The following is an 11,456-nucleotide window of genomic DNA, read 5'->3' as shown; positions in this document are numbered from 1 at the left end:
TACTAGCTCAGACTTGATCTGACAGTTACCCATTTTTCTAATGGTGACTGTTAGTTTAGATTTGAGCTAAATTCTTTTCTGCCCAAACCTTTTTTCCATCCAGTAATGTTTCAAGTGGTGTTCGACCGCAACATACTTTTCCTTGATGAGTCCGATCATTGTTGTAGTAATCCATCCATTCGTCCAGATCTTTTTGTAGTTCTTCCATTGAATCGTACAACTTTTTGCGGAATGTGATTTGATAGAACTCGTTCAAAATCGTCTTATGGAAACGCTCACAGATACCATTTGTTTGCGGGGACATTGCTTTCGTTTTTGTATGATCGATGTCGTTAATTGCCAAATATAGCTGATAATCATGATGCTCTACTCGCCCACAATACTCAGTTCCTCGGTCAGTTAATATTCGAAGCATAGGCAACTTATGAGCTTCGAAATAAGGCAATACTTTATCATTGAGCATGTCAGCCGCTGTAATTGGCGTTTTCGTTGTGTAGAGCTTCGCAAAGGCGACTTTACTGTAGGTATCCACAAAGGTTTGTTGATAGATACGACCAACACCTTTAAGGTTACCAACATAAAATGTGTCTTGTGAGCCAAGATAACCGGGATGCGCTGTTTCAATTTCACCACAGGCTTCATCGTCATGCTTTTTCTTTTCTAGCGCAGCAACTTGAGCGTCAGATAAAATAATGCCTTCATTAGCGACTTTGTTTTCCAATGCTTTCAATCGTTTTTTGAAGTTTTCTAAATCGTGACGCAACCAGATTGAACGAACACCACTACCTGAGACAAACACGCCTAACTTACGAAGCTCATTGCTGGTTCTATGTTGACCGTGAGCAGGATAGTCAACTGCATAGTTAATGACGGCTTGCTCTGTTTCTTCGTCAACGCGATTCTTTATATTTGGTGTACGGCGGTTCTTTTCGATTAATGCATCGATACCACCTTCATTAACGAGTTCTTGATAACGATAAAATGTATCTCGTGATACGCCCATGACTTTACAGGCTCTTGATACATTGCCTAGTTCTTCGGCAAGGTTAAGTAAACCAGCTTTGTGTTTTATGATTGGATTGTTAGTATGCAACATGAGAGTTACCTTTTTGTTTGTTTTGATTTAAAGATTCGACACCTTTATCAAAACGGGTAACTCTCACTTTTTCAAGTTGAATTGTCAGATCTTGTCTGAACTAATACATATAATTAGTCAGTATTAACAAATATTGAAAACAAAAAAGGAAAGCCGAGGCTTTCCTTTTTTATTATTGAAGGTAAAATTAACCTTCGTTATGTTCTTTACGCGCTTGTTCAATTTCGTCAGCAATTTCTTGCGCTTTTTGCTTGGTTTTTTCAGTTAATTCGCCAGCAGCTTCTTTGCTTTTAACCCATGCGTCAACCGCAATCTCTTTGCCGTCGTCGTACATGTCTAAGCCCATTGTTTTACTTTGCTCTAATAGCTCGTTTAAAGACTCGTCATTTTTAAGATCGTTAGTTGTCTCTTTAACGTCGTTCCATGCATCACCAAGCTTTTCTTGCATTTGTGCGCTTTTATCTTTTGCATCTTCTTTTACTTCGTTGGCATCTTCACAACCAGTTAATGTAATTAAAGTGCCTAATAAAGCTAAACCTGCTAATTTATTCATGTGCTATCTCCTTTAGAGACTGATAATTAATTCAAGGTAGACTATACAACAATGAAAATGAACGCCCCCGTAACAAAACGATTAAATTTCAAATTAATGAATGAGCATGATTGGCCTCAATTATTTGAGCTCGACCAAGACCCAGCTGTAATGCAGTATTTAACGCGAGGTGTGCCTACCTCTTTAGAGCAAATAAAAAATGAGGGAGTACCTCGTATGCTCGCATATCGAAATGAGCTAAAAGGCTGGGGGCTGTGGAGTATCACGATAAAGCAAACCAATACATTTATAGGCTGGGTATTAATAAGGCCTATGGATTTTTTTAGTGATGCACCAAATTACGGTGATATTGAAATAGGCTGGCGTTTTAAGCAATCAAGTTGGGGGCATGGTTATGCAACCGAGGCGGCTTTAGCATTATGTGATGAACTTATAAAACAAGATGACGTTAAGGCGATAAGTGCAACGGCACTCAAAGATAATACAGCCTCTATAAAAATAATGAAAAAGTTAGGTCTGCAATTTATAAAAAATTACACACATACAGATGAGCAAGGCGATTTACCAGCGGTGCTTTATTCAAAAAAAGTTTGAAGATGATTAAATATCAATAGTATAAAGATTGACCTGTCTTTAAATGACGTGCATTAATATGGGCAACAAAAATAATAAATTAAGGATGTTGTATGGGATTGTTTTTTTCACCACGTAAATTAATCGTCAAAAGTGTGCTGGTTTTACAGTTCGCTGCTTTTAGTGTTTTAGCGCAGCCTTTATCGCAAAGCGCGGTCGCAATGCCTGACTCGTTCAGTGCCGATGCTGCTAAAAGTATATTAGAGCAAGGCGGTAATGCTGTTGATGCGGCTATAACGGCACAATTTGTACTTGCAGTAACGCTTCCTGAAGCCGGCAATATTGGCGGCGGGGGATTTATGCTTATTCAAAAAGATGGCAAGGGCGATTTTATAGACTATCGCGAAACAGCGCCAACAGCGGCTCATCGTGATATGTATTTAGATGATCAAGGTAATGTTATTGCAAACAAATCAATATATGGCATTCACGCAAGCGGTGTACCTGGCAGTGTAGCGGGTATGTGGCTTGCCCATCAAAAGCATGGCACTTTAAAGTGGGAAACACTAGTACAGCCTGCTGTAACGTTGGCTGAGCAAGGGTTTGTCGTTCCGCCTAAGTTAGCAAAAGGTGTTAGCCATTATATAGCCCATCTAAAAGAGCAAAAAATAAATGTAAACTTCGAAAAATATTTTGCTGATGTAAAAACTAATAAAGTATTTAAGCAACCCGAGTTAGCGGTAACGTTAAAGCGTATCCGTGATAACGGCCAAGATGGGTTTTATAAAGGCGAAACTGCAAATATTATTGCTAAATTTATGCACCAGCATGGTGGTATTATTAATCAAGATGATTTAAAAAATTATACCGCTAAATCACGTACACCTATTAAAGCGAGTTGGAATGGTTATGAAGTACTTACTTCGCCACCGCCGAGTTCAGGTGGTATTGCTATTTTACAGTGGCTTAAAATGTATGAGTTACAAAAACCAGATGCGGGCTTAGCGCATAACTCTACTCAGTATGTACACCTACTTTCTGAAATAGGTAAACGTGTATTTGCAGATAGGGCGGAGTATTTAGGCGATCCTGATTTTTTTGATGTACCAGTTAGCGCATTAACTAATATTAACTACCTCAAAGAGCGAAGTAATGGCATTTCGTTAACCGCGATCTCGACTACTGAAAATATTAAACCGGGCCTTAAAGAAAGTGAGCAAACTACGCACTTTTCAATCGTTGATAAAATGGGTAACGCTGTCGCAAATACCACCACAATAAACTTAGGGTTTGGTAGCGGTGTGGTTGTTGAAGGTGCAGGGTTTATTTTAAATGATGAAATGGACGACTTTAGTGCCAAACCAGGCGTTATGAATGTGTTTGGTGCAATAGGCGGTAAAGCTAACGAAATACAGCCGCATAAGCGTATGCTTAGCTCTATGACGCCTACAATACTCCTTAAAGACAACACCGTTAAAATGGTGACAGGCTCGCCTGGTGGCACAACAATTATTAGCTCTGTGTACGAATCTATCTTAAATGCGGTAGAGTTTGATATGACTGCTGAGCAGGTTGTAAATAGCCCTCGTTTTCATCATCAACTATGGCCTAAAAATATAATTAGAACACACATAGGTTTAACCGATAGCGTAAAAGCAGAGCTTACAAAAATGGGTTACACCATAGATGAGAATCACTTTGGTGACTTACACGTTATTATTAATAAAGAGGGCCAATTAGATGCCGCTTCTGAAGCATCAGGACGTGGTAAGTCAATTGTTTTTTAAATAAAAAAACACCGCGCTAAAAGCGCGGTGTTTTACACAATATAAAATTATTGAGTATCAATTAAATCTTCAACACCCACTATTAGCCATGGAGCGTCGTCTGAAATTAGACGCTCTAAGTGCCAAATTTCTAAAATAGGCTCTTCTTTTTTATCGCCTAAATCACGGTACTTACCTTTAAAGCGAACACTAACCTGCCACGATTGCGCGTTTGTATCTGCGCGCACAAGTTCGGCATCAATAAACATCACTTCTGTTTCTACGCTTTGTATAGCTTCACGTTCAGCTTTAAACTCGGCAACAAGTGCAGGGCTTAAGTATTCAGCCATTGTGGTGTAATCGGCATTGTTCCATGCAGTTTGTAGCGTATGGTAATGACTACGGGCACCTTGCAAAAAGCCATTAACGTCAAAGTTAGGTGGTAAATTAAAAGGCACACTTTCACCTTGTGGGGCGCTGCTTGCAAAGCCTGTACTTGTTGGTTGCTCGATAGGTGCTTGTTTAAAAGCATTTTGCTGAGCACTTGTACCTGCACTGGCATTTGCAAGTTGTGGGGCGCGATTAGCACGTAAAAAGCCCGTTACTAGCTTAAATAAAATAAAGAGCCCGCCAGCTAATAAAATCATTTCTAATAGCTGAAAACCTTCAAAATTGTCGCCTAGCATTGCTGCAATTAAGCCACCCGCTAAAAGGCCACCTAAAACGCCTGCCATAATGCCTTTTTTATTTGATTTAGCTTTTGGGGCAGCCGTTGGGGTTGTTGTATTAGCTTTTTGTTTTTGCGCTGTTTGTTGTGTTGCAGGCGTTTTTCCGCGTTTACTGCTGCCAAATTTTTTACGTGCGTGTGCATCAAAACTGGCAGCACATAACAATGCCAATAGTGAAAAAATAACGATGATATTCTTCATGAAATTCCTTAATTTTAATCGAGCCGCGATTATAATTTACTTTCATGAGGAATTTAATTAATTAGTTTATAAATAAGAGTTTTTAGGTATAAAAGGGAGGGTTTATTATAGGGTATTTAATAAAAAAGCCGCTCAGTAGAAACTAAGCGGTAAATTTGTTTTTTAAAGCCAACGAATGGCGCCTGTAACGCGTTCGTTATAAGTATCTAAAGGTGCTCCAACACTTGCCACTAAAATAGTATCAGCTTGTGAACCTCGGTTGATATGGCCTTCAAAGCGCTCATCTTTAAAATCATCATCACCAAATCCAAATGATTGATTTTCAGAAGGTACTATAAATACAGTCATAGGGCCAAAGTCAGATTCAAATATTAAATGCAGGCCTTTTTCGCCTTTAAAATCACAAAACATAGCGTAAGTGACTGCACCAGGAAGTTCATCAATATGACCGCCTAAAACAGCTAACTTATCGTTTACACTTTGCAAGCTAATGGGCTCCTTTTTATCAAGCGCACTAATTTCGTAGTACACATGAGCTAGTGCATGTTCACCCGCTTCGTGTGCAATATTTTGCTCTGTACTAAAAAAGAAGGCACTAATCGCCACTACAAAAGATGCTGCTAACGCAAGATGCACGCGGTCAAGCTTAAAACGCGAGCGGGCATCAACTACATTTTTTCCTGTTGCTTGTTCTTCTTGTAGTGCTTTTTCTTTTAACGATGTGTTTAAAAGAATGCGATCTGCAAGGTTTTCAGGCACAGGTATGTCTAAAGAATCTTGAATAAATTTATCAAAATCTTTCATATCGTTAATAAAACTTTGTCGCTCAGGATTACTGTCAGCAAACTCCATAAGCTCCTTGTCAATGTCGTTTGGCTGCGCAATAGTGCGGCGACGAAACTCAAGTTCATCCATTATTTTGATGCCCCTTTAAGTTGTTCATCATCACGGCTTAAAGCCTCTTTAAGTTGATTTCGGGCACGGTATAAACGGGTCATTACCGTGTTTTTATTTAAATTAAGTATGTCTGCAATCTCTTCACCAGAGCAGCCCATTACAACTTGCAGTAATAACGGCTCTCGGTATTCATCAGATAGCAGTGCAATCTGGCGTTGAATAACCGTTTGTTCCATTTCATCATCTAATGAGTGGCTGGTTTCATCAACAAGCGTATCGTTTTCTACGTCGCTATAATCAAACTGTTTACGTTCAAATCGGCGTGCGTTTTCTCTTCGTAATATAGTAAGTAACCAGGGTTTAGCTGCTTTTTGATCAAGTAAAGAATCGAGTGAACGCCAAGCGCGTAAAAACGTTTCTTGTACTAGATCATCTGCTATGTGCGGATCACGACATAGCCAATAAGCAAAGCGATAAAGCTCTTTATTGTAAACGTGGACCAAGGCTTCATAACGCTTTTGTTTCTCTGCCATATCGATTAAGACCTGATTGTTTGATTTTTTCTTTCCAAGCATAAGCACTTTTTTAATTAAAAATTATTATTTATTGCAAAAAAGACCTGAGTATCGTAGTTATTAATCATAAAGGTCTTTTAATACAGCTTGTTGCGACTTTAATGCCTGAGTTTGATGGTTCTCAAGAATTTTAATAATAGCATTAAGATCACAGTTTGTAGTTCTATTACTGTAAAGCTGTGCCTGCAATTGCATAATATAGTTATTTAACTCACTATTGCTTACAATGCAGCATAGTTCATCAATTGCGCCCACATTTTTATTCGTAACCAGGACCGCATAATTATTAAGCTCATTATAAAACACTTTATTATCGTTTGATTTTGCTACCGCAACCAGCTTTTTCAAGCTTGGTTGGTTAATTATATCCGCAGTTGATTGTACTTTCTTAGTGGTATTGCTAGTAGAACGGTTAAACCAATAAAAAATTACAGTCACAATCCATAAAACATAACCTAATATCGCAACAGCAATAAGCCACAATGGTATATTTTTTTGTACTTGCATTGATTCTAACTGTGTAGCATCTACATTATTATTTGGCGAAGATGTTAGCGTATCGATAGTTTGTTGATTACTGTTAGTTGTTGAGCTAATAGCTGTACTACTAGGTGTAACAGTTATAGTACGCTTGGGTAATGTAGCTACGCTAATACGGTTCATTTTAGTATTAAACCAAGGCAGCTGTATTTCAGGTAAAGTGTAAGTACCTGGTTTTTGCGGCAGTAATGCATACGATGCAGTTTGCTGCGATACAACACGTCCGTCACGTACTGCATTGTTATTTTCTTTTTTATCAGGGTAGCTGCGTATGCCATCAATGGTAGGCATAGAGATTTCAGGTAATTGCTCTTTTGTAACGCCAAGAGCGGTAAGTGTAATAGTACGTGTTATAGGCGTACCGACTTCTACGGTGTTGTCGTTAGGTTGCCATTCTTCGTCTAGATTAACCAACTCGCTTGGTAACCACGTTCCCTTATAGTCACTCGGAATTGGCTTGATTTCTATTTGCTGGTCGTCGCCAAGAGCGGATACTTCTAATTGACGATAATTTTGTTGTACTCGCCCTTGAAAAGCAGGACCTGCAATCGTGTAGACACCACTTTTTTGTGGCTGAATTAAATACTCACGAGTAATAACAAGGTAGCGCTTGCCATCAACCAGCTCATAGCTCTCGGTTTGTTTACCTAATTGAGTAAGCTGAGCGTCTTCCATACTTGGTGCACTTAGGCTGCCATCAAGCAGTTCTTTCGCAAGGTAAAGTTTAATAGTGTAAACGCCTGCTTCTTGCACAAATAATGAATTACTCGAGAGCGACGTTTTTAAAAATATTTCGTTATTTTTATCTGCATCAACTGAGCGTTTTGCCACTTTTAATTTAATAGGCTTTGAGGTTAACCCTGCAACGCTAAATGCCGGAATCGTGTAATCACCCTCTGCACGGGTCATTAATTTAACTGACCACGTGGTTTGTTTATTAATGCTGCCATTAATAATGTTGGTACGAGAGCTTAAGCTTGTTGGGCCTACCACAAAGTCTTTTAACAGCGATGAGGTGTCTGGTTGCTCGCCTTTAACCGTATCGTCTACGGATATATTAAGCATAAAAAATTCACCCGCTAAAACAGGGTTTTTATCTACGCTGGCTTCTAATTTGGTGGCAGCCCACGAAGGCATCGCACTTAATAGCAATAAACAGCAAAATAATCGCATTACCATGATTTTTCGACTCCTGTAGGGCGACGTTTATATTGTCTTTTTTGGGCTTCTAATTGCATTTTATTCCGTAATAAAATAGCCGGATCGTCCGGGACTTTTCTAAGTAGTTGATTAAGCTGTTGTGCTTTTTCTTTTTCTTCATTAGTGAGCTCACTTGCTTGGGCTTGCATAGCTTGTTGCTGAGCATTTTGTTTTTGCTCATCAGTAGCAGGTTGCTCATTCATTGCTTGTGGCTTACTTTGTTGCTGCTCGTCTTGAGGTTGGTCAGTGTCTTTATTTTGCCCTTGCTCACTTTGTGGCTGAGCTTGCATATCAGGTTCATTTTGCTTGTCTGATTGCTCGCCAGGCTCACCTTGTTGATCTTTTGATTGTTCAGACTCTTTATCTGATTCTTTATCAGATTTTTCATCGCCGGGGCTTTGACTTTCGTTTTCGCTTTTTTCAGAATCGCTTTTATCACCATTTTGCTGTTGATCCTGTTTTGACTCATCAGAATTTTGCCCTTGGTTTTGCTCATCTTTTTTCTGGCTATCATCTTGGTCTTGAGAGTCGTCGCCGTCGCTTTGCTGATCTTGCTGGTTTTGTTGCTCTTGTTGATTGAGTAATTGTTCAACTAAAGCTTGGTTGTCAGTTGCTTGTGTAAAGTCGTCTTGTAAGGTTTGGGCTTGTTTGTAGGCTTCAATGGCGTCCTCAAGCTTGCCAGCTTTGGCGAGGGCATTACCGTAGTTGTATAAACCGGTAGCCGACTTATCATTACTAAACTCATTAAGTGCAGCATCAAAATTACCTTGCTGGTAAAGCGCCGCGCCTTTTAATTCACTCGATTGCGCCTGTGTTGCTGCATCGTATTCTTTATTATTGTAAGCCTCTAATGCACGTTGATCTGCATTTTGCAAAAGAGTAGGGAGCTCTACGGCATACGCATTTTGCTGCGGTAAAAAACCAAAAGCTAAAAAAGCCCCCAGCAAGGCAGCGCGTCTAAATAAATACAAGCCAAATGGCAGTAATAACAAGAGTCCGTATATACCTGCATCTATTCGCCAAAGTGCGTGGCTTTGTTTTTCGTCTTTCAATAATTCACTCTGTGCATTTGGGGCAAACGTATTTATGTCGTTATTACTAGGCTGGTAACTAGCAAATTTACCACCACTGCTCGATGCTAAATTTTTAAGCTGACTGGCATTGAGAGTAGGTACTACAATTTGGCCGTATCTGTCTTTCAAAAAACCACCTTCAGGTAACTTAATTGGAGCGCCTTGAGCGGTACCCACGCCATATATATTTAATCTATATTGGGTGTTACTGGTAAAGCTACTCACGTCGCTTTGTTCTTGCTGGTCAATACCGTCGGTCACTAAAATAATGTCGCCATCAATATAACCCGCTTGCGTTAATAGCTCTTTGGCCATATCAAGACCGGCTAAAACGTTTGAGCCTTTGTCTGGCATTATTTCAGGGCTTAAGCTTGGAATTAAATTACTGAGTGTTGTGGCGTCGTTTGTTAGCGGCGATATTATATAGGCTGTGCCTGCGTATGCTACAAGCGCGGTATCACCTTCTCTAAATAGCTCAATCATATCAAGCGCTTTAAAGCGTGATTGCATTAAACGATTTGGTAAAATATCGGTGCTGTACATTGAGTACGACATATCCATAACAATTACACGGGCACTTTTACTTTGAAATACAGGAACTTGTTTTTTCTCAAAGCTAGGCCCAGCACTAAATAAAATGCCAAGGCTGCAAAACAAAGCAACTAACCAAAGTGGCTGGCTGGCTTTAGTGTTTGCTTCGCTCATTATAAATTGTGCTAAATGCGGTGCAATTAGCTGCTCACTAGTCGTTTTTTTATGCTTAATTAAGGCGACAAAAAATAATGCCACAGCAGGTATGAGTAACCATAAAAGAGCGGGGCGAATAAATTCAAAATCCATTAGTTTGGCTCCTTTAATGCACGTAGTGTACTAAGCATTACTTTTAAGCTAATAAGTAAAATAGCGATAAGTAACGGGTAGTAAAATAATGAGCTTTGTGGGCGGAATGTTTGTTCATCAGCGCTAATAGGTTCAAGTTTATCAAGCTCTGCGTAAATTTGTTGAAGGCCTGCTACATCTTTGGCCCTAAAGTATAATCCGCCAGTTTGCTCGGCAATCTTTTTAAGTAAGCTTTCATCTAAACTACTGCCACTAGAGCCACCCATGTTAAAGAGGCTAAAGCCGCGCGGATTATCTGAGCCAACGCCAATGGTGTACACTTTAATACCTTCCTCGCGAGCTAGCAGCAGAGCATCTTCTGGGTTTAAATTACCAGCGGTATTTTGTCCGTCGGTTAATAGCACCACAATACGGTTACTCTCATCTTTATTGGCAAAGCGTTTTACTGAAAGACCCAATGCATCACCAATGGCTGTTGCGCGTCCTACTAAACCAATTTGCGCTTCACTGAGCATTTTACTTACTGTTTTAACGTCGCGCGTGAGCGGGGTTTGTAAAAACGCGGTGTCGCCAAATAATATCAGCCCAAGCCTGTCGCCTTGACGCTGCTCTATAAAATCACTGAGTACGGCTTTTACCATGGTAAGGCGGTCAACATATTGGCCATTGTAAGCCATGTCTTGTTCGGTCATTGAGCCTGATAAGTCAACTGCTAACATTATATCGCGCCCTTCATTTGGTAATGAGATTGGCTCATCTAACCATGTTGGATTGGCAGCGGCAGTAACAAGTAATAACCAAATTACCCACTCGAAAGGATTTAAACGTCGTGCGTGTGGCTCAATGCTTTGACTGGTTAAATTGTGCTTTGCAAAACTGGGTATACGTAAACGCGTACTGGCATTACTTGCTGCGGGTTTTAATAGTAAAAGTAATAAAGGTAAGGGTATTAATAAAAATAACCATGGCCAGCTAAATTCAAACATTTACTGACTCCTTTATTTTAAATTGCTTAATACCTTGGCGAAATTTTTCGCACAGTGTTGTATCTTTTTGGCTGGGGTTATACAAGCTTAGTATTTCTTGTTCTGTAAAGCTTAAACCGGTAAGCGTATTAAGAGTTGTGCACCATTTAGAGGTAGATTGCGCAGCAAGTCGCTTGTCGTAATATTCAATCACTAAACGTTTTAAAATAATATGCAGTTGCTGAGGGTTTTGCTCACTTTGGCTCAATTGTATTGCGTAGCGTTTAGGCTTTTTAAATTTATGTTTTTTATAAAATATATAAATAGCTGCGCACAGTGCTAAAAACAGCAGTGCAATAATAACCCACCAAGCAGGGGCGAGTGGCCACCAATTAACTTGGCTTGGCGCTATTATATCGTGCAGGCCATCGAGTGGATTGGTTTGCATG

11 protein-coding genes are annotated in these 11,456 nt (G+C 39.7%); 2 read left to right on the top strand and 9 right to left on the bottom strand.

Annotated elements, in window-relative coordinates; translation table 11 throughout:
* Positions 1 to 55: 55 nt before the first annotated feature.
* Positions 56 to 1,096 carry an IS481 family transposase gene (locus LOS73_RS16370; RefSeq protein WP_004335921.1) on the bottom strand — a complete coding sequence of 347 codons (1,041 nt, stop codon included), beginning with the start codon at positions 1,094 to 1,096 and terminating at the stop codon, positions 56 to 58.
* Positions 1,097 to 1,283: 187 nt separating this feature from the next.
* The gene (locus tag LOS73_RS16365; protein ID WP_008138625.1) at positions 1,284 to 1,649 is read right to left on the bottom strand and encodes a hypothetical protein; all 366 of its coding nucleotides are present in this window, start codon (positions 1,647 to 1,649) and stop codon (positions 1,284 to 1,286) included.
* Positions 1,650 to 1,700: 51 nt separating this feature from the next.
* On the opposite strand from LOS73_RS16365, the gene LOS73_RS16360 reads away from it, so the two are divergent.
* Together LOS73_RS16360 and ggt are read left to right on the top strand one after the other, a co-directional pair.
* Entirely contained in the window at positions 1,701 to 2,243 is a 543-nt protein-coding gene (locus LOS73_RS16360; protein WP_008138626.1) for a GNAT family N-acetyltransferase, read from the top strand.
* Positions 2,244 to 2,335: 92 nt separating this feature from the next.
* Positions 2,336 to 4,009: a gamma-glutamyltransferase gene (ggt, locus tag LOS73_RS16355; protein ID WP_337120038.1), complete on the top strand. Its 1,674-nt coding sequence runs from the start codon at positions 2,336 to 2,338 to the stop codon at positions 4,007 to 4,009.
* Positions 4,010 to 4,056: 47 nt separating this feature from the next.
* Here ggt and LOS73_RS16350 read toward each other — a convergent pair whose 3' ends face one another.
* The 7 genes from LOS73_RS16350 to LOS73_RS16320 all read right to left on the bottom strand — a co-directional run bounded on the left by LOS73_RS16350 (position 4,057) and on the right by LOS73_RS16320 (position 11,455).
* The gene (locus tag LOS73_RS16350; RefSeq protein ID WP_457933996.1) at positions 4,057 to 4,917 is read right to left on the bottom strand and encodes a Tim44 domain-containing protein; all 861 of its coding nucleotides are present in this window, start codon (positions 4,915 to 4,917) and stop codon (positions 4,057 to 4,059) included.
* 162 nt (positions 4,918 to 5,079) lie between these two features.
* Positions 5,080 to 5,832, bottom strand: coding sequence for a DUF3379 family protein (locus tag LOS73_RS16345; protein WP_008138632.1), 753 nt, complete (start codon positions 5,830 to 5,832; stop codon positions 5,080 to 5,082).
* Entirely contained in the window at positions 5,832 to 6,389 is a 558-nt protein-coding gene (locus LOS73_RS16340; protein ID WP_007377767.1) for a sigma-70 family RNA polymerase sigma factor, read from the bottom strand. Before LOS73_RS16340 ends, LOS73_RS16345 begins: the two co-directional genes overlap by 1 nt.
* Positions 6,390 to 6,449: 60 nt before the next feature.
* Positions 6,450 to 8,108, bottom strand: a complete 1,659-nt coding sequence (locus LOS73_RS16335; protein WP_457933995.1) for a BatD family protein — start codon at positions 8,106 to 8,108, stop codon at positions 6,450 to 6,452.
* On the bottom strand, positions 8,102 to 10,042 hold the full coding sequence (locus LOS73_RS16330) for a VWA domain-containing protein (RefSeq protein WP_457933994.1): 1,941 nt from the start codon (positions 10,040 to 10,042) through the stop codon (positions 8,102 to 8,104). Before LOS73_RS16330 ends, LOS73_RS16335 begins: the two co-directional genes overlap by 7 nt.
* Positions 10,042 to 11,028 (bottom strand): vWA domain-containing protein, encoded by a 987-nt coding sequence (locus tag LOS73_RS16325; protein WP_024591645.1) that lies wholly within the window; start codon positions 11,026 to 11,028, stop codon positions 10,042 to 10,044. The genes LOS73_RS16330 and LOS73_RS16325 overlap by 1 nt, the downstream gene beginning before the upstream one ends.
* On the bottom strand, positions 11,021 to 11,455 hold the full coding sequence (locus LOS73_RS16320) for a DUF4381 domain-containing protein (RefSeq protein ID WP_004335624.1): 435 nt from the start codon (positions 11,453 to 11,455) through the stop codon (positions 11,021 to 11,023). Before LOS73_RS16320 ends, LOS73_RS16325 begins: the two co-directional genes overlap by 8 nt.
* Position 11,456 lies beyond the last annotated feature (1 nt).

This window comes from Pseudoalteromonas sp. SCSIO 43210, assembly GCF_054133285.1.
This window is presented reverse-complemented; position numbering and strand designations above follow the sequence as displayed.